A 20397-nucleotide genomic window follows, 5' to 3' on the forward strand; every position below is an offset into this window, starting at 1 on the left:
AAATAAGTGTGATAAAATACTATTTGTATTTTTATTTCATTTTTTGCCAAAATAGTGTTTTATCAGTTAATAATGATTTATTTTAGTGCAGTTTTAATACTAAATTAATACCACAGATACCATTGAAATCGAAATTTTACTTTTTGTTCGTTTTTTTATATTGTAGTGTTTATTCTCAGGAATTACCGCCTATAATTAAGTATCCTCCCAGCGTTTACGGAGCAGGTAATCAGAGTTGGATGATTTCGCAAGATCAAAAACATTCTTTATTTTTTGCTAATAATGAAGGTCTTTTGGAATTTAATGGAACCAATTGGGAGTTATATCCATCTCCTAACGAAACGATTATTCGATCTGTAAAAGTTATCGATGATAAAGTTTATACGGGGTTTTATATGAATTTTGGTTTTTGGACAAGACAACCAAATGGAAAATTAAAATATACTTCGCTTAGTGATTCTATAAAAAATAAAATTCTTGATGACGAACAGTTTTGGAACATATTAAAATACGATGAATGGATTCTGTTTCAATCCTTAAACAGAATTTATATTTATGATACTAAAACTAAAAAGTTTCAGATAATAGCGCCCAAAAATGGTGTTGTTAAGTCATTTAGAACGAATACTTCGATTTACTTTCAGACAATGAAAGAAGGCCTTTTTGAAATAGAAAGTGGCAAAAAAGTCTTGATTTCGGATAATCCAATTTTAAAAAATAATACCATAGTAAATATTTTTTCTGTTGATGAAGGTTTACTAATTCAGACGCAATTAAGCGGATTTTATAAGTTAATCGGGGATAGTTTAACCAAAGTTCATACAGAGATAGATAATGAATTAGAAGCTAGTTTTGTTTATAGTAGTCAGCTGCTTTCGGATGGTAGTTTTGCGCTTGGAACGGTATCTGATGGGATTTTTATAATTTCGAAAGAAGGCAAGCTCAAGTATCATATTTCTCAAAATAAAGGACTGAGTAATAATACTGCTTTATCATTGTTTGAGGATGATGATAAAAATCTTTGGGTAGGATTAGATAACGGTATAAACTGTATTAATCTTCAGTCGCCCATTCATAGTTTTACCGATGATACAGGGATTCTGGGAACGGTTTATGCCTCGGCAACCCACAACGGAATTTTATATATAGGAACAAATCAAGGGTTATTTTATAAAAAATACCAAAGCACCGAAGAGTTTAAGTTTATAAGCGGAACCAAAGGTCAGGTTTGGTCTTTGTTTACCTATGACGGAACTTTATTTTGTGGGCACGATTCGGGAACATTTGTTATAGAGAATAATATTGCTAAAAAGATTTTTTCGGCGTCTGGAACTTGGAAATTTGAAACAATCGCGAGTCATAGTAATTTATTGATGCAAGGTAATTATTATGGCATTTCGGTTCTGGAAAAGATTAATAATCAGTGGGGATTTAGAAATAAAATAACAGGATTTGATTATTCGTCACGCTATTTTGAAATTACTAAGAATCTGGAGATATATGTAAGCCATGAGTACAAAGGAATTTTTAGGTTACAACTAGATAATGAACTAACAAAAGTTAAAACATTTTTTGCGTATACATCACCCAAGAAAGGGAAAAATGCGAGTTTAATTAAGTTTAATAATTCTATTTATTATGCTTACAAAGGAGGGATTTTTAAGCTTAATAATGCAACAAAACAGTTTGAGAAAGACAAACTGTTAAGTTCTGTTTTTGAGAAAGACGAATATACTTCGGGGAAATTAATTGTAGATAATTCTAATAAAATATGGTTGTTTTCTAAGAACTACATCCATTATTTTTCGGCAAGTAAACTAGGAAGTGAGCTTAAGCAAAATGTTATTCCGATTCCGGCATCGTTAACCAACTCCATGTTAGGATTTGAGAATATTACACAGTTATCCAAATCAGATTACCTCATCGGTACAACAGATGGTTATTATACGCTGAATATTGATGATTTGAGTTTTAAAAATTATGTAGTTTCTATTGCTGCCATTACTACAAATAAACTTAATGAACGAATTGCCAATGAATCTATTCTTGAAGAAGGAAGTTTTAAATCTGACGAGAATAATATAACTTTTAATTATACGGTTCCAGAATACAATAAATACATTAACTCAGAATACCAATATTTATTAGAAGGTTTTCAGGATGATTGGAGCGAATGGAGTGTAAAGCCAGCGGTGAATTTCAAGAACCTTCCGCCAGGAAATTATACATTTAAGGTAAGGGCAAAATTTGCCAATAAAGTATTAGAAAATACGGCAACGTATTCATTTACGATATTAAAACCCTGGTATCTTACCAATGTGGCTTATTTTATTTATTTGTTATTAGCATTAATCGTAGCTTATTTTATAAATAAAGCCTACAGAAATTATTACCATAAACAGAAAGAAAAACTAATAGAAGAAAACAATTTGTTATTAGAGATTAAAGAGCTTGAAAATGAGCAACAATTAATGAAGTTGCGAAACGAGCAATTAACTCAGGATGTAGATAGTAAAAACAGAGAATTGGCAGTTTCTACAATGAGCTTAAATAGCAAAAACGAATTATTAGCTTTTATAAAAGAAGATTTAAAGAAAACATCCGAAGACGGGGATAAAAATATAAAATCGGTAATTACGACCATCAATAAAAATATCACCGAAGATGATTCCTGGAACGTGTTTAAAGAAGCATTTGATAATGCCGATAAAGATTTCCTGAAAAGGATAAAACAACTTCACCCTTTATTAACTCCAAATGATTTACGACTTTGTGCATACCTGAGATTGAACCTGTCGTCAAAAGAAATTGCTCCATTGCTAAATATCTCGGTAAGAAGCGTGGAGATAAAACGCTACCGTTTGCGTAAAAAAATGGATTTGCAGCATGAACAAGGCTTAGTAGAGTATATTCTTGCTGTATAGGAAGCTACTAAACAGAAAATTTCACCTATACATCACCACAACATTAACGTTATTGTTGTGGTTTTTTTATGATTTACATTAATATTTTAACATAATTTAACATTGCTGATTTACTATTAATACTGGTAATTTTTTATGTTATATTAAAAATAAATAGTCTTTTTTGTGATTGTATGTTTTTTGTAAAGGTTGTTTTTGAATTATTATCAGTGAATCCGAATAAATTTATCTTTCAATAAAAACTAACTAATTATGAAATCTAGATTATTACTAATGGTATTGTTACTGTTTACATCTTTTGCGTTTTCGCAAGCCTTTGATGTAAAGGGAACTGTACTCGATGGCTCAGGTTTATCATTGCCTGGCGTAAATGTAAAAGTTAAAAGTTCGTCACAAAGTACAACCACTGATTTTGACGGATCTTTTAAGTTATTAGGTATCCCAAAAGGAACTACAATTGTTTTAAGTTATATTGGTTTTAGAACACAAGAAGTTGTGGTTTCGGGCAGTATAATTACTGTAAAGATGAGCGATGATGCCAGATCGCTTGATGAAGTTGTTGTATTAGGATACAGCAGCAAAAAGAAAAGAGATGTAACAGGAGCAGTTTCTATTGTATCTAGTAAAACCATCGAAGATTTACATCCTATTAAAGTAGAGCAAGCCTTGCAAGGAACCGTTGCAGGTGTTAGCGTTACTGCGCAATCGGGTTCTCCGGGAGCAGCTATGGATATACATATTAGAGGTGTTGCCACCAATGGAAATAATGCTGCAACTGTATTTATAGATGGATATCAGGGAGATTTAAGTATTTTAAATCCTAATGATATCGAGTCGATTACGGTTCTTAAAGATGCACAAGCAGCAATTTATGGAGTATTAGGAGCTAACGGAATTGTTTTGGTAACTACAAAAACGGGTAAAAAGAATTCTAAAACCAAGGTTTCTTTTAATTCCTCTTTTGGTACACAGGAAACAACCAAAAATATGTCGGTATTAAATGCTACAGAATATGCATTACTACTAAACGAGAGTTATGCCAATGGCGGACAAACATTACCTTATCCTAATGTTTCGGGTTTAGGAAAAGGAACAGATTGGCAAGATGAAATTTTTAATCCGGCTCCTATAATTAATAATGATATATCAATATCAGGAGGTTCTGATAAAATCACATATACATTTAGTGGATCTGATTTAAGCCAACAAGGTATTATTGGAGGTTCTAAATCTGACTTTAAAAGAAATACTGCAAGATTGTCTTTAGGAGTCGATTTATCTAGTAAAATAAAACTACAAACCAATATTATTTATACTTACCTAGATAGAGATTCATTAAATGAAAACGGATTGGGTTCTGTGCTTTTTAATGCTATAAATACACCTTCGACTTTACCAGTTCGTGACCAAAACGGGAATTATACATTAGTTCCTGCCACACCAGGTTATGGAGTCGAAATTATTAATCCGCTTGCACAAATAGAGAATACATACAATGACTATAAATTAAAAAAACTGAACGGAAGTGTTAGTCTTACTTATGATGTAACCAAAGAGTTTAAACTAACATCACGTATCGGGTTTAATACAGGAAATAGTATTAGGAAAAACTTCTCAAAACAAATAAGTTATGGAGGAAAAGTGTTTGATATTTCCCGAAGCAGTGTTACTCAAAACACAGTAAACGATAATGATTATACCTACGATTTTTTGGCAGAGTATAAAAAGACACTTTTTGACAGTCATAATATCAAAGCAATTTTTGTATCAACAAGTTATAAAACTTGGGGATCAGGACTTGGAGCAACAGGTTATGATGTACCTAATAATTCATGGCAATATGCCGATATAAATCTGGCTAAAGGAACAAGCCCTGCTGGAGGTCGTGATGTTTCGTCTTATAACTACGATGAAAGAAGAATCTCTTATGTTGGAATTTTAGAATATGATTTTAAAGGAAAATACCTTTTTAGCGGAGTTATCAGAAGAGATGCTTCGACCAAATTTGGACCAGATAACAGAGTAGCATTCTTTCCGTCATTTACTGGGGGATGGGTAGTCTCTGAAGAATCATTTTTAAAAGATAACAGTTTCATTAATTTCTTAAAACTAAGAGTAAGTTATGGAGTTTTAGGAAACGACTTAATCCCTAATAATGGTTATGCAGGATTGTTAGATGGAGAAGCGACTTATGTATATAATGGAGCTTTAGTAAACGGAACTGTAATTGGGGCGTTACCAAATTCAAAATTGCAATGGGAAGAAGCCAAAAAGTTTGATGTAGGATTAGATTTTCGATTATTTAATGAAAAAATAGACTTTACAGCAGATTATTTTATAGATACACGTGATAACTTATTAATCCCAAGAATTCCAGTATCGGCAATAACAGGAGTTTACGCTCCGGGAGCTTCTCCGCCTACTATGAATGCAGGTTCGGTAAGAAATAAAGGATTTGAGTTTGCTATTAATTACAAAGACAAAATATCTGATAGTTTTAATTTTAATATCGGATACAATATAACAACCATCAATAATGAAGTTTTAGAAGTAGCAAATAGTACAGGTTATACCGATGCAGGAAGTTTTGGAGTAGGGCAACCGCTACCTCCGTCAAGAATGGAAAAAGGACAGCCAATAGGGTATTTTTATGGATATAAAACTGATGGAATCTTCCAGAACCAAGCCGAGATTGCAGCGCATCCATCGCAAGCAGCTTTAGGTTCGGTTACAACAGCTCCAGGAGATATTCGCTATAAAGATTTAAATAATGATGGCGTGATAGATAGTAAAGACAGAACCAATATCGGGGATCCAATTGCGAGTGTAATCATGGGATTAAATTTAACCTTTAATTACAAAAACCTTGACTTTCTAGCTTATTCCTATGCATCTATAGGAAATGATATGGTGAGAAATTACGAACGTACACTTACAGATGTAAATAAATCTAATTATGTTTTAGGACGATGGACAGGTGAGGGAACAAGCAATACAGTTCCTAGAGTAACAACCGGAGCTACAAATAACACACTCTTTTCAGACTATTATGTAGAAGATGCTTCTTTTTTAAGAATCCAAAACGTGCAATTAGGCTATACATTAAACAAAGCATTCTCGGATAAAATCGGAATCTCAAAACTACGCTTGTATATGGGAGTAAACAATTTGTACACATTTACCAAGTACAGAGGTTTTGACCCAGCAGCTTTATCAGGACCATTAAATGCCGATAATGTTTCGCAATCGTCAGTGGGATCAGGAATCGATAACGGATTTTATCCAACACCAAGGATTTATACAATGGGATTAAATCTAAATTTTTAAAAGTAAGAAAATGAAAAAGTATATTATAAATATAGGACTAGGAATCGTGCTTTTGGGAGCAATAAGTATTTCTTGTACAGATAGTTTTGTCGAGCGTGACCCAGTATATTCAATAGATTCCGAAAATTATTTTAATTCAGAATCAGATTATTACAATGCCTTAATTGGAGCCTACGATTTATTGCAATCCTCTTATGTAAATGTTTTATTGGGCGAGATAGCCTCAGATAATACATTTTCGGGAGGAGAAAGTGCCAGTGATGTAATAGGATTCCAGCAAGTAGATGATATGACGCACACAGCTGTAAATAGTAATATAAAAGATGTTTGGAACTGGATGTTTGCGGGAGTTAATAGAGCAAGTTACATTTTAGAGTTTAAGGACAAAACAGACTTCCCAGGGAAAAATCAAATATTGGCCGAAGCTCATTTTTTAAGAGCATATTATCATTTTGAATTAGTAAAATGGTTCGGGGCTATTCCGCTAAACGGAGATAAGAGATTTAAATTAAATGATGAGAAAACAATTCCGCGTTCATCAGTTCCGGAAGTTTATGCTTCTATAGAAGCCGATTTGCTTTACGCAGTCGCTAATTTAAACCGAAATGCCCCAGAGGTAGGAAGAGCGACCAAAGGTGCAGCACAAGCACTATTAGGAAAAGTGTATTTGTATCAAAACAAATATTTGGATGCATCCAAAGTCCTAGATAAAGTAATCGAATCAGGTAAATATTCATTAGTGACAGATTACAATACAATCTTTGAAAATGCTGGAGAAAACGGAAGAGAATCTGTGTTTGAAGTACAATATAGCGATGCCGAAGGAGCAAATTTTGGATGTTTACAATGTAGCGAAGGTAACGTAGCAGTAGGATTTAATGGAGTAAGAAACTATGTAGGACCATTTTTTGACTCAGGATATAGTTTTAATGTACCAACACCAAAAATTGCCGATGCATTTGAGGTAGGCGATAAACGTAAAGATGTTGCTATCCTGGATATTGTCGCTTGGGCTGCAGCCAATAATGCTACTTATGGAGTAGGATATAAACACACAGGATATTTTAACCGTAAATATTTACCACGCCAAGGAGATGCTAATATTGGGGATCAAAACCTGACAAATCCTAATAATTATAGAGCAATACGTTATGCCGATGTATTATTAATGGCAGCAGAAGCTTATAACAGAGGAGGATTAGACGATGCCAAAGCAAGAACATACTTAAACGAAGTAAGAAGGCGTGCATTTGGAGACACAAATCATGATATATCGGCTTCAGGACCAGCCTTAACAGATTTTATCTGGTCAGAAAGAAGATTTGAATTTGTTGGAGAGGGACTTCGCTTTTTTGATTTAGTGCGCACAGGAAAAGCAGCACAAGAAATTGTAGGTTTTAAGGCTGGAAAAAATGAAATATTTCCAGTTCCTATCGAAGAGATTCAATTCTCAAACGGAAACTGGCAGCAAAATCCTCAATATTAAAAAATAGTATCATGAAAAAATTACATTTTATTATAAGTCTGTTCGTTTTAGCAATCGCAATAGGTTGTTCTAATGACAGTAGTGGCAGCGATGTCGATATAGATTCGGTAGGAGCGCCAGTAAATATATCGGTACTTACAACAATTGCACAAGATAATTCAGGAAAAGTTACTTTTTTGCCCAAAGGCGAAGGAGTTACACAATATGAAATTTATTTTGGGCACGGAGCCACACAGCCCGTTATTGTAAATCCAGGAGCGACAACTACACATACATATCCCGAAGGAATATATCAGGCAAAAATTGTAGCAATGGGAATTAATGGAAAAAAGACAGAAATAACGCAAACACTTACAGTTTCGTTTTTGGCACCAACAAATTTGCAGGTAACATTAGCGCATGTAGTTGGCGATAATTTATCGGCATCTGTAAGCGCAAAAGCCAATTTTGAAACCTTCTTTCAGGTTTATTTTGGCGAAGACCCAAATGAAATTCCTATTGATTTTATGGAAGGTGAAACAATTAAGCATACTTATGCAAACGTTGGGACTTATGAAGTAAAAGTTGTCGCTTTAAGCGGAGGAGTAGCAACGACTACGCATATAGAATCGATAACAATTTCGAACCCAATTTTGCTACCAGTTGATTTTGAATCGGCTACATTAAATTATGCATTTAATAATTTTGGAGGGGCACTTACCGCTGTAGCCAATAATCCTAGTGTAGATGCCAGTAATGTAAGTGCAAAAGTGGCTAAATTAACCAAAACAGCGGGCGCAGAAGTTTGGGCAGGTTCTTTCTTAGAACTAGGAGAACCGATTGATTTCTCGACATTGAAAAAAATCAGAATTAAAGCTTGGTCTCCAAAAGCGGGAATTGTGGTTAAAATGAAACTAGAGAATTTAACCGATTCAAATATAAATGCCGAAGTAGATGTTACCAATACAGTTGCAAATGGTTGGGAAGAACTTACATTCGATTTTTCGGCTGTAGATAATGCCAATAAATACCAGAGAGTAGTTCTTTTCTTCGATTTTGGTAATGCAGGAACAGGAGCCGATTATTACTATGATGACATTCAGTTGACATCAGGAGCAGAATCCTTAGTGTTGCCCTTAACATTCGAATCAGCTACATTAAGTTATGCTTATGGAAATTTTGGAGGAGCAACCACGGCAGTAATTGCAAATCCAGATAAATCAGGAATCAATACCTCATCAAAAGTTAGTGCTTTAACAAAAGGAAACGGATCCGAAGTTTGGGCAGGTTCATCATTGGCATTAGAAACGCCAATAAATTTCTCCACATTCAAAAAATTAAAAATAAAAGTTTGGTCACCACAGGCAGGAATTATTGTAAAATTTAAATTAGAAAATCTCACAGACTCGAGTATAAACAAAGAGATAGATGCTACCACAACAGTTGCCAATGGTTGGGAAGAACTTACGTTTGATTTTGCAGGGATTGTAAACGCCAATAATTATCAGAGAATTGTAATATTCTGTGATTTTGGAAACAGTGGCACAGGCAAAACATACTATTTTGATGATATAAAACAATCCAACTAAAAACATAAGGAATCATGAGTAAAAAAATAATTATAAATATCGTGTACATACTCACCATGCTTCTTATGGTAGGTTGTCAGGAAGATGATTTAAAATTTGGGGCATTACAAGCGCCAACAAACCTTGTAATTACTGCCGAAATTGTTGGTAAAACCACTACAGAACCTAACGGAGATGGCTCGGGATTGGTAAAACTTGTCGCTACTGCAAATGATGCAATCTCATATAAGTACGCCTTTAGCGACGGAACATCGTTAAACTCACCAACTGGTAAAACCGAAAAAAGATTTACCAAAACAGGATTAAATACCTATACAGTAACTGTAATTGCAACAGGGACAGGAGGAATACAGTCAAGTACCTCGATAGAGGTTACCGTACAAAGTGATTTTAGTGATCCCGATGCAGTAACATTCTTAACAGGCGGAACTTCTAAAAAATGGTATTGGTCAGCTTCAGAACCAGGGCACTTGGGAGTTGGACAAAATGATGGAGATGCAACCAAGAACTATTATGCCAATTATTATGCGGCAGGACCATTCGAGAAAGCAGCTTCGCCAGCAAGTAGTTGTTTGTATGATAATGTACTGACCTTTTCGCTCGACGGAGAACAAATAAAATACCAGTTAGATAACGGAGGATCAACATTCTTTAATGCAGCATTTGCAAGCGTAGCAGGCGGAAGCTCGCCAGACGATGCATGTTTAGCATACAATTCAAGCGGAACAAAAATAGTATCATTAAGCCCTTCAGAATCGGTTATTATGGGTAATCCAGACCATTTAACACAAACAAGAGGAACAACAATGAACTTCTCCGATGGAGGATTTATGGGGTACTATATAGGTCAGAACTCGTACGAGATAATCTCCATAACAGCAAACAGAATGGTTGTAAGAGTAGTTATGGGAGGCAATCTGGCATTAGCATGGTATCATATATTTACCACCACAAAACCTACACAGACACCACCAACGGATTATACTACTTTAATTTGGTCGGATGAATTTAATACCGATGGAGCACCAAATCCTGCAAATTGGGTAAATGAGTTAGGAACAGGAGACAGCGGTTGGGGAAATAATGAAAAACAAAATTATACCAACAGTTCAAACAATGTAATAGTGCAAGGCGGAAGTTTAAAAATAACAGCCAAAAAAGAAGCTTCAGGCGGAATGGCGTATTCCTCGGCACGATTAAAAACAGATGGTAAATTTAAATTTACTTATGGCAAAGTTGAGGTAAGAGCAAAGTTACCAACAGGAGGAGGGACTTGGCCTGCAATCTGGATGTTAGGGCAAAATTATGCAACAAACTCATGGCCAGCTTGCGGAGAAATAGATATTATGGAGCATGTAGGTAATAGCCAAAACCTTATTCATAGCACATTGCATTATCCAGGACATTCAGGCGGAGCTGGAAACACAGGTTCTACAACCATTGCAACCGCATCATCAGCGTTTCATGTTTACAAAGCGGTTTGGAGTCCAGAATCTATTAAGTTTTATGTAGATGATGCTCTGTTTCATTCTTTTGCTAATGATGCAACAACACCATTTAATAAAGATTTCTTCCTGATATTAAATTTTGCCATGGGAGGGAATTTTGGAGGAGTCATAGATTCAGCATTTACACAATCTACAATGGAGGTAGATTATGTAAGAGTATATCAATAATATAAAAGTTAAAGTTAGTCGGAATAAGGAGGTTAGCGGCACATTTGCTGGCCTTCTTATTTTTAATGATAAATAAAAGAAATAAAATGAAGAGAATTTTAATCCTATTATTAATAGGTAATTTAAGTTTTGCACAACAAGCAAAAAGGAAACTGGTTTGGGAAGAAAATTTTAACGGAAAAAGCCTAAACGAAACCGTTTGGAATTACGAACTCGGAGACGGTTGTCCTGATTTATGTGGTTGGGGTAATAACGAAAGACAAATTTATACCAAGACAAATCATCAATTAAAAGATGGAAACTTAATTATTAATGCAAGAAAAGACGGAAACGTATATACATCTACACGTATTACAACCAAAGGAAAAAAAGAGTTTAAATACGGACGCATCGAAGCCAGAGCCAAATTACCAGTTGGTCATGGCCTATGGCCAGCATTCTGGATGTTAGGAGCAAATAAGGATCAGGTAAACTGGCCAAAATGTGGCGAAATAGATATCTTAGAGTATATAGGCAGAGATCCACACATGGTTTATACCACTTTGCACACCCAAGATAGCCACGGGAATACAATTAATACCAAGAAAACTGCATTTCCAGATATCGAAAAAGGATTCCATGTATTCGCAATAGAGTGGACAAAAGACAAAATCGACTTTTTTGTCGATAAAGATTTAGTGTACACATTCGAACCAAAAGATAAAACCGAAGATGTTTGGCCTTTTGATAAGCCATTTTATATATTAGTTAATCTGGCAATAGGAGGAAATTTTGGAGGACCTGAAGTAGACGATAAAGTTTTTCCACAAGATTTTATTGTCGATTATATTCGGGTATATCAGTAATTTAAGATTGCAAAAAAAAGAAGGTTAAATCGTAATTGCTTTATTTTGTGAGATTTAAGCTTCTTTTTTAACTGTTGTAACCAAAATGTTAATTTATTGTTTCTTGGTCTTTTTTTAGAAATCATTGACTTTATTTTAATGTTTCTCAGTTTTTTGTGTTAATTATTCTTAATTTAATTTGCTTTATAAAATATTTATTTGTTAAATTTGAACACTTAATTAACACTTTAAAAACCAGAAGCCTATACATTAAAATTACTTTTTAGAAAATTACTCCAATTCAAAACTAAAACTAAAAGGTAGTATTATGGCTAATCTGCAAATTCCTGACGCTCTATTGGTGAAGAACTATGTTGAAGGTAACGAAAGTGCCTTGTCAACATTAATAAAAAGACATGAATCTAAGATTTATGGATTCATATATTCAAAAATAGCAGACAGAGATATATCAAATGATATTTTCCAAGATACATTTATAAAAGTAATCAAGACATTAAAAAGTAATTCTTATAACGAAGAAGGTAAATTCCTTCCTTGGGTAATGCGTATATCACACAACTTAATTGTGGATCATTATCGAAAAAATAAGAAAATGCCAATGTATAGAGAAACCGAAGAGTTTTCGATATTCTCCATCATGTCCGATGATTCCTTAACGATAGAGAACAAAATGATTATGGATCAAGTTGAGGTTGATTTAAAAAAATTAATCGAAGAACTTCCAGATGATCAAAAAGAAGTACTCGTAATGCGTATGTATCAAGACATGAGCTTTAAAGAAATATCCGAAATAACTGGTGTAAGTATTAATACAGCATTAGGTAGAATGAGATATGCATTGATGAATATTCGAAAAATTATAGAAAAACATCAAATTATTTTAACTAATTAATATACTAAATTGAGCAATAGGTCGTTGTTATATAAAATAAACATTTATTAGCATGGCAAAAATTTACTCAAAAAAAGTGATGATTAGTAAAAATCTAAAACCAAACAAAGAAGTAGTTTCTTTTTTATTGAGCTATTCACAAGCCTTAACAGTAGTGAAAATCGAAGATAAAAGTTTTGAGATTATAGCTAATTAAACAGCCCACAGCAACTGTCGGATGTTTTGAAAGTAAATGAAATTAATCAAATTGGTCGTTTGATTAAAAAATCACTAAGGGCAATATGCAATTAGTGATTTTTTTGTTTTCTAGAAGACTGATTTTCGTAATACTCATCAATAACCGATTTTCTTCCAATAGTCTTTGTAATAATATCTTTGTCAAGATCCCATCCTCGAGCAGGCGAATATTCTCGACCGTACCAAATAATTTCAAGATGCAAATCATTCCAAACCTCCTCAGGAAAAAGACGTTTAGCATCCTTTTCGGTTTGAGTTACATTTTTTCCGTTAGATAAATTCCATCTATACATCAATCTATGAATGTGAGTATCTACAGGAAATGCAGGAACACCAAAAGCTTGCGACATAACAACACTTGCTGTTTTATGCCCAACAGCAGGCAATTCCTCCAGATATTCATAACTCTGAGGAACCTCTCCGCCATGTTTATCAATCAGGATATGCGACAAACCATAAATACCTTTAGCCTTCATAGGCGATAAACCACACGGACGAATAATATTCTGAATTTCTTCAACCGACATTTTAATCATATCATACGGATTATCAGCCTTTGCAAACAATATAGGCGTGATCTGGTTCACACGAACATCGGTACACTGAGCCGACAATAAAACAGCAATTAATAAAGTATAAGGGTCTTTATGATCTAGAGGGACAGGGATAGTAGGATATAATTCTTTTAACGTATTTATAACAAAAGTTACCCGTTCTTGTTTATTCATTTCCGTAAATTTAATCCCGTAAAAATAGCACAAATTTTATCATGAGCCTAATCCAGCTTTCCGTTACAACACCTCATCGAGGCAGTAACATTTTTAAGTATTCGCAAGAGCTTCCGCTGGTCGCTTTGCCAATACATAAAATGTAAACCACCACAATTCCGGGGTTTTCACTACAATCTGGGCTAACAAATCAAGAATTATGGCAGATGAGTTAGGAATTATAAGTCATGAATTATTTAAATTCGCTATCAAAATTCTAAGCGAGTCTAAAACTCTAAGAAGTCTAAGAAGTCTAAAATTCTAAGTAGTCTAAGCCAGTCTAAAAAAAAAAAAACAAAAATCTAAAATAAAATGACAACATTACAAATAGGAGATAAAGCACCAAATTTTTCAGGAATAGATCAGGACGGAAATACACATAAACTAGCCGATTATGCAGGCAAGAAATTAGTAGTATTCTTTTATCCAAAAGCAAATACACCAGGATGTACAGCCGAAGCTTGCGATTTAAGAGATAACTACGAACGTTTTCAAGCAAACAATTATGCTCTTTTGGGAGTTAGTGCCGATGCACAAAAAGCACAAGCCAAATTCAAAGAAAAATACGATTTCCCTTTCCCGTTATTGGCAGATGAAGATAAATCAGTAATTCAAGCCTTTGGAGTTTGGGGACCTAAAAAATTCATGGGTCGTGAATATGACGGAATCCACAGAACAACTTTTGTTATCAATGAAAAAGGAATTATCGAAGATATAATCTCAAAAGTAAAAACCAAAGAACACGCCGATCAAATCTTGAAGTAGAGTTACTCGTAGAGATTCTTTCTTTGTCAGAAAGACAAGATTGCGATTGTTTTGCGCGTAAACCAAGTCAAAAACAAAAAAGCATCAATCGTAAAATTGATGCTTTTTTTTATGTGTTCCGGGTCTTTGAACCTTTGAACCTTTGCGTCTTAGTACCTTAGTGGCTTCCTAATTAGACTCTTTTAAAACTTTATTCGGTTCATAACCAAATAAGTGATGTTCTTTTATAATTTCGGCAATACCTACAGGAAGCATTGGTTCCCATCCAGGTTTTCCCTGACTAATCATTTTTAGTACTTCTCTCGAGAATACTTCTAATGTATGAGGATCGAAATCGGCTACATCGACAACTTTACCATTGAACTTAAAGAATTTGTACAATTCTTTCATTCTAGGATGTACTTTTAAGTTAGTCGAATTCATGATAGTACCATCTTCATCAATCATAGGATATAAGAATACTTTCATATCACGGTAGAATAATTTCCCGAAAGCTTCAAGAATTCCTCCACTTAAATGGCGGTAGTATTTCTCATCAAAGATGTCGACTAAATTGTTAACACCCATTGCTAATCCCATTCGGGCTTTAGTATAATTTGCAAAATACTCAACAACTTTATAATATTCCTGGAAGTTCGAAATCATTACAGTTTGTCCTAACGAACAAAGTAATTCAGCTCTATCCATAAAATCGCGTTCATCGATTTCTCCATCAGAACGAAGATTAGATAAAGTGATTTCAAAAATTACCAGCGTATTATCTTTTTCGACTTTATTTTCTTCGAGAAACATTTTTAATGATTTCTCATACATATCCATATTAACCTTCGTTACAGGACGAAAACTCCCTCGTAAGGCAAGAATATTCTTTTTGTATAAAATGGCAGCAGGAAGGATGTTTTTACCTTCAGGATTGAACATAACGGCATCAGTCATTCCGTTTTTTACCAATTGTAAGCTAATCAATCGATTATCGACATCGGCAAAACGTGGACCAGAAAAGTTAATAGTATCAATTTCTAGTTGATCTTTATCTAAGTGATCATATAAATAACGAAGTAATCTTTTAGGATCATTGTATTTATAAAATGCTCCATAAATTAAGTTTACCCCAAGAATACCTAATGTTTCTTGTTGTAATCGAGCATCAGTTTCTTTAAAACGAATGTGAAGTATAATTTCATTATAAGCTTCATCAGGTTCAATTTGGTATCTTATTCCTACCCAACCATGACCTTTAAATTGTTTTGCAAAATCTATTGTTGCAACAGTATTAGCGTAGCTAAAGAAAAGTTTTGTAGGGTGTTTTTCTCTGCTTAAACGTTCTTCAATTATTTGCCCTTCAAGAGTTAACATTTTCTTTAATCTCTCTTCAGTTACATAGCGGCCATCACTTTCAATTCCGTAAATGGCATCACTAAAATCTTTGTCGTAAGCAGACATCGCCTTCGCAATTGTTCCAGACGAACCACCAGATCTAAAAAAATGTCTTACAGTTTCTTGCCCCGCACCAATCTCTGCAAAGGTTCCGTAAATATTTTCGTTTAGATTTATGCGTAGTGCTTTGTCTTTTATGGATGGTATCTGAGCGATGACTTTGTCACCTTTAAGTTTTATTTCTATACCCATTTTATTTTAAATATGGCTGATTTGTTACAAAGTTAGTAAATTAGGCTTCTAATGAAAGATAATTAATCCTATTTTTGTAAAAAAATAAAGTACAATTGAAGGTATATTTTTTAGGCACAGGCACATCACAAGGCATTCCGATAATAGGGGTAGATCATCCTGTATGCAAAAGTACTGACGCTAAGGATAAAAGGCTTCGAGTATCGATTTGGATTAGTTGGGATGACCATTCTTATGTTATAGATTGTGGTCCTGATTTCAGGCAACAAATGTTATCTTGTAACTGTCAGAAATTAGATGCAATTTTATTTACACATGAGCATGCAGATCACACTGCAGGTTTGGACGATATACGTCCGTACAATTTCAGACAAGGCGAAATGCCAATTTATGCACACGAGCGTGTTATTGGTAACTTAAAAAAACGTTTCGATTATGTTTTTGAAACCGTAAATAAATATCCAGGAGCACCATCTGTAAAAACAATCGAGGTCGTTAATGATGAGCCATTTGCTGTGGGTGATAAAATGGCAATTCCGGTAAATGTTATGCACGGAGATTTACAGGTTTTTGGGTATCGAATAGATGATTTTGCTTATTTAACAGATGTAAAAACTATTGAAGAAGTCGAAATCAAGAAACTAAAAAACTTAAAAGTATTAGTGATAAATGCATTACGTGTTGAGCCACACGATACACATTTTAATTTGCAGGAAGCCTTAGATTTTATAACTTTGGTTCAGCCAGAAAAGGCTTATTTAACACATATTAGTCATGTATTAGGATTTCATGAAGAGGTACAAAAAATGCTGCCTAAAAATGTTTTTCTAGCCTATGATAATTTAGAAATCACAATTTAATTACATTTAAAAATGAAAAAATCCCTATTGCTTTACCTTTTTATCATTGCGATACTTATGAATATATTTACCTATATGTTTTATAGTAAAGAAGTAAAGTTTGAACAGGAACGTTATGTTAAAACAACTAAAAAGCTTAGAGATAGCCTTAATTTAGTAGAAACTAAATTAAACGAAGCCAATTACTTTTCATTAGAGAATAATCAAAACGCCCAAAATTACTTTGATTCAGCAGATGCTTCTAAAACTATTCAGTATGAGAAACTAATTCCTATTGTTACTGAGAAATTAATGGATCTAAATGCGAATCCAAAAGGGAATCCATATACAGGACAAGACCAAATAGGCGCCAATAAATTTATCATCAATAAAGTTAAGGTTTTAAATCACCGATGGATTATTGCAGACTTTAGTGATGGAGAAATATGGGGAGAAGTCTTATTAAAATACTTTGTTAATAATGATGAAAGTATTACTTTTGAAGTAAATCAATCATTATTATACCAAAAATAGTATTCCTAACACAGTGTAATAATTGTAACAACTAATAAATAGAACATATGAAAAAAGTATTTTTATTTTCGATTATTATAGGTCTTACATTTTCTTGTGCTAAAAAAGTTTCTCAGGAAGAAACAAAACCTATTAAAGAAGAAGTTAAACCCGAGCGTATTGTAGGAGGAGATTCGGATGCACATGGATGTAAAGGATCTGCTGGTTATACTTGGTCGGTTGTTAAAAATGAATGTGTACGATTGTTTGAAGTAGGTACAAAGTTAGAGCATGCGAAAGATGGTAAAACGTATTCTACAGTTGCTTATGTTATTTTTGAAAAAGATGGAAACAAAGCCGAACTTTTTCTTGATACAGAAGATGGAACAATTATTTTAGAGCGCAAAGCTGAAGGAGAGCCTTGGATTAAAGGAGATTTAGAATTAATCCCTTGGAAAGGATACGTACTTAAAAAAGCAGGAAAGATTATTTATACAGGCGAGTAAAGTTTGCAGTATTTAGTTGCAGTTTACAGATTATAAAAAAGACAAAACAAGAAAGGCGAGAATAATTCTCGCCTTTCTTGTTTTTATGTAAATCTGTTACTTTTCTGCTTCAGATAAAGATTAGAATGATTTTAAAACCTTTGCGTATCCCGAAGCGTCGGGATTGCGCGCTTTGCGGTTAAATTTTCACAATCTAAATATTCTGTTTTATAAAATCGGTTGTTACAACTTGAGCGAATTCTTCGTTTAAACTGGCAAGAGCCGTTTCGTGAATTGTCTCGGCACTAAATTCCTGTCCATTCAATCCCTTCTTATTAAAAGTGGCAGTTGCATCAGAAATTAAAAAGGTATTATAACCAAAATTCCCAGCCATTCTTGTAGTTGTCGAAACACAATGATCGGTTGTTAAACCTACAATAACAAGCGTATCGATTTTATCATCATCAAGTTGTTCTTTTAAATTGGTACCAATAAAAGCGCTATTTACATTCTTCTGAATTACAGTTTCTCCTAAATAAGGTTTTACAATATCTTTAAATGCATTTCCAGGATTGGTTTCATGGAGCAATGAATTGGGATTAGAGGAACAATGCTGAATATGGAAAATAGGTAATTTATTAGCTCGCCAAATTTCGAGAAGCTCACTTGCATTTTTTTCGGCATTTGGATTATTGCGTTCTCCGCCCCAATATTCTATATTATCAAAACCTTTCTGGATATCAATTAGAATTAATGCGGGATTGTCAAGTTTAGATATTTTCATTTTTATAGTTTAGTTGATGTTGTAAAAAAGTAAAAAGTGAAAAGAGAGATGAAAATCAAATTTTCACACAATAAAGCCAACACTGTTTTTATAATTTTTTTAGTTTAAAAGGAGACTGTTATGCGTTATTTTCCTTTTTGAAGTTCTTCCAGTTTTTGTTTCGTTTCGGCACTTTCCTTGTTGATGGATAACGCTTTTTTGTAATTGCTTATTGCATTAGTTTTATCATTCACTTGTTTATAATAATCTCCTAGAGAATCATATACGTTAGCGCTTTTTGGATAGTTTTTTACATTTAGTTTGAAAAAATACTCGGCTTGAGCTAAGTTCTTTCTGCCTAGTGCCATATATCCACATTGATTAATAGGAGCTTCGGGAGGTGGTATTTTATACCCCATTTTTTCGGAAACATTTAGATAATGTTTTTCAATTTTTGTAGGTAATGCCATCCCTGTTTCCATTAAATCAGTAATAGTCAAGTTCAGATTATAGAAATCAAAAATGAATCTAAGTGCGTCATATTCGGCAATAAACGGAACAGAACCATGACTGTCTTTATCATAATATTTGTATTCAAAGTGTAATTGGTTTTGTTTGTTCTTTTTTAAATCATTGGCTAAATCTAATATTGAACGAATGTGTCTTGTAACTTGAGTAGTATCTTTCTTTACTCTAAGAGTGTCCATTCCTGCTTCCATCGTGTTTGCAATACCTAAAAATAAACTAGTGTTTTTGAATTTTTTCTCAGCAAATGTTTTTTTGCTTTGCTCTAAAAATTTCTGTTTGTCCCACCACATACTTGGGTCGATAGCAACATAAGAATTAAATAAATTAGTATGATTTGCAAGTGTATTTATAACTGTTAAACCGCCAAAAGAATGACCAATTAGCATTTTGTATGGAGCAGTAGGATAGTTGGTTTCAACGTATGGTATTAATTCTTTTTCAATAAATGCAATAAAATTTTCATTTCCGCCACTAGTTTTACTCGCTTCACTAGTCATCATTGGCAAATCAGATTCGATATGAGTAGGAGTTAAATCACGGGCTCTGTCAGTATTGAGTATTCCCACTACAATCATTTTTGGACAAATTGTGTTACCGTTCATGGTACTTAATTGCTCCGTCATACCAACAATAGAAGTGAAATGTACGTTTCCATCTAATAAATAAAGAACGGGATAATTCTCAGTTTTGGGTGCGCCTTTGGTATAACCATCTGGGACATATATCCAAACTTTTCGATCTTCATTTAGTATCTTAGAATGAATGGTTTCAATCGTACCAATAGTAATTTTGTTATCCGATTGTGCTTTTGCGAAAAAAGAAGTGCCAATAAAAAGCAGTGAAAATAATAGTTGTTTCATGGTTAGTTAAATCAGGTTTATCGAGTTAGTCTTATACTTTGTTATTTGTTACAAAGTATAATAGTTTAAAGATAAGATGATTTATTATTATATGTAAAAAGTGAGAAGTAAAATGTAAAAAAAAGCGAGAAGGTGAAATGTGTGTTGTAAAAAGGAAATGTAAAAAGTGAGTTTAAATTCCTATTTCTATTCTTGAATTGCCTCCTGCTTTAGTTCGATGTCATTAAGTTAAGCTTTTTTGAACTGATCATGGTTAATTATTTTCTCGCAAAAGCGCAAAGATTTTAGGATTA

General features: G+C 33.6%; 16 protein-coding genes. 12 read left to right on the forward strand and 4 right to left on the reverse strand.

The genetic code is table 11. The features are described from left to right. The first annotated feature begins 143 nt into the window (after positions 1 to 143). From SHI72_RS03800 to SHI72_RS03835, 8 genes are all read left to right on the forward strand, one after another. Positions 144 to 2924: a triple tyrosine motif-containing protein gene (locus SHI72_RS03800; RefSeq protein WP_323489099.1), complete on the forward strand. Its 2781-nt coding sequence runs from the start codon at positions 144 to 146 to the stop codon at positions 2922 to 2924. A gap of 252 nt (positions 2925 to 3176) precedes the next feature. Continuing rightward, positions 3177 to 6251 carry a TonB-dependent receptor gene (locus SHI72_RS03805; RefSeq protein ID WP_323489100.1) on the forward strand — a complete coding sequence of 1025 codons (3075 nt, stop codon included), beginning with the start codon at positions 3177 to 3179 and terminating at the stop codon, positions 6249 to 6251. 10 nt (positions 6252 to 6261) lie between these two features. After that, positions 6262 to 7737, forward strand: coding sequence for a RagB/SusD family nutrient uptake outer membrane protein (locus tag SHI72_RS03810; RefSeq protein ID WP_323489101.1), 1476 nt, complete (start codon positions 6262 to 6264; stop codon positions 7735 to 7737). 11 nt (positions 7738 to 7748) lie between these two features. Further along, positions 7749 to 9305, forward strand: coding sequence for a hypothetical protein (locus SHI72_RS03815; protein WP_323489102.1), 1557 nt, complete (start codon positions 7749 to 7751; stop codon positions 9303 to 9305). 14 nt (positions 9306 to 9319) lie between these two features. Next, positions 9320 to 10981: a family 16 glycosylhydrolase gene (locus tag SHI72_RS03820; protein ID WP_323489103.1), complete on the forward strand. Its 1662-nt coding sequence runs from the start codon at positions 9320 to 9322 to the stop codon at positions 10979 to 10981. A gap of 86 nt (positions 10982 to 11067) precedes the next feature. Beyond that, on the forward strand, positions 11068 to 11826 hold the full coding sequence (locus tag SHI72_RS03825) for a glycoside hydrolase family 16 protein (protein WP_323489104.1): 759 nt from the start codon (positions 11068 to 11070) through the stop codon (positions 11824 to 11826). 307 nt (positions 11827 to 12133) lie between these two features. Further along, positions 12134 to 12718: an RNA polymerase sigma factor gene (locus tag SHI72_RS03830; RefSeq protein WP_039112632.1), complete on the forward strand. Its 585-nt coding sequence runs from the start codon at positions 12134 to 12136 to the stop codon at positions 12716 to 12718. Positions 12719 to 12770: 52 nt separating this feature from the next. Continuing rightward, a complete protein-coding gene (locus SHI72_RS03835; RefSeq protein WP_165572092.1) occupies positions 12771 to 12914 on the forward strand; it encodes a hypothetical protein in 144 nt (47 codons plus the stop codon). A 91-nt stretch (positions 12915 to 13005) separates the two neighbouring features. Here the strand turns inward: SHI72_RS03835 and SHI72_RS03840 are convergent, their stop codons facing one another. Beyond that, positions 13006 to 13683 carry an endonuclease III gene (locus SHI72_RS03840; RefSeq protein WP_323489105.1) on the reverse strand — a complete coding sequence of 226 codons (678 nt, stop codon included), beginning with the start codon at positions 13681 to 13683 and terminating at the stop codon, positions 13006 to 13008. Positions 13684 to 14034: 351 nt separating this feature from the next. On the opposite strand from SHI72_RS03840, the gene bcp reads away from it, so the two are divergent. Then, positions 14035 to 14487: a thioredoxin-dependent thiol peroxidase gene (gene bcp, locus SHI72_RS03845; RefSeq protein ID WP_039112635.1), complete on the forward strand. Its 453-nt coding sequence runs from the start codon at positions 14035 to 14037 to the stop codon at positions 14485 to 14487. 168 nt (positions 14488 to 14655) lie between these two features. Here bcp and SHI72_RS03850 read toward each other — a convergent pair whose 3' ends face one another. Next, the gene (locus SHI72_RS03850; RefSeq protein WP_039112636.1) at positions 14656 to 16116 is read right to left on the reverse strand and encodes a TonB-dependent receptor; all 1461 of its coding nucleotides are present in this window, start codon (positions 16114 to 16116) and stop codon (positions 14656 to 14658) included. 95 nt (positions 16117 to 16211) lie between these two features. On the opposite strand from SHI72_RS03850, the gene SHI72_RS03855 reads away from it, so the two are divergent. Genes SHI72_RS03855 through SHI72_RS03865 form a run of 3 tightly spaced genes read left to right on the forward strand, consistent with a single transcriptional unit; the run spans position 16212 to position 17974 of the window. After that, positions 16212 to 16976 (forward strand): MBL fold metallo-hydrolase, encoded by a 765-nt coding sequence (locus SHI72_RS03855; RefSeq protein WP_323489106.1) that lies wholly within the window; start codon positions 16212 to 16214, stop codon positions 16974 to 16976. Positions 16977 to 16988: 12 nt separating this feature from the next. After that, positions 16989 to 17489 (forward strand): hypothetical protein, encoded by a 501-nt coding sequence (locus SHI72_RS03860; RefSeq protein ID WP_039117146.1) that lies wholly within the window; start codon positions 16989 to 16991, stop codon positions 17487 to 17489. A 47-nt stretch (positions 17490 to 17536) separates the two neighbouring features. Further along, entirely contained in the window at positions 17537 to 17974 is a 438-nt protein-coding gene (locus SHI72_RS03865; RefSeq protein ID WP_323489107.1) for a hypothetical protein, read from the forward strand. A gap of 193 nt (positions 17975 to 18167) precedes the next feature. Here SHI72_RS03865 and SHI72_RS03870 read toward each other — a convergent pair whose 3' ends face one another. Then, positions 18168 to 18737 carry a cysteine hydrolase family protein gene (locus tag SHI72_RS03870; protein WP_039117148.1) on the reverse strand — a complete coding sequence of 190 codons (570 nt, stop codon included), beginning with the start codon at positions 18735 to 18737 and terminating at the stop codon, positions 18168 to 18170. A 125-nt stretch (positions 18738 to 18862) separates the two neighbouring features. Continuing rightward, entirely contained in the window at positions 18863 to 20104 is a 1242-nt protein-coding gene (locus SHI72_RS03875) for an alpha/beta hydrolase-fold protein (protein WP_323489108.1), read from the reverse strand. Between the last annotated feature and the right edge of the window lie 293 nt (positions 20105 to 20397).

Source organism: Flavobacterium sp. PL02, assembly GCF_035013205.1.
Lineage (GTDB): Bacteria > Bacteroidota > Bacteroidia > Flavobacteriales > Flavobacteriaceae > Flavobacterium.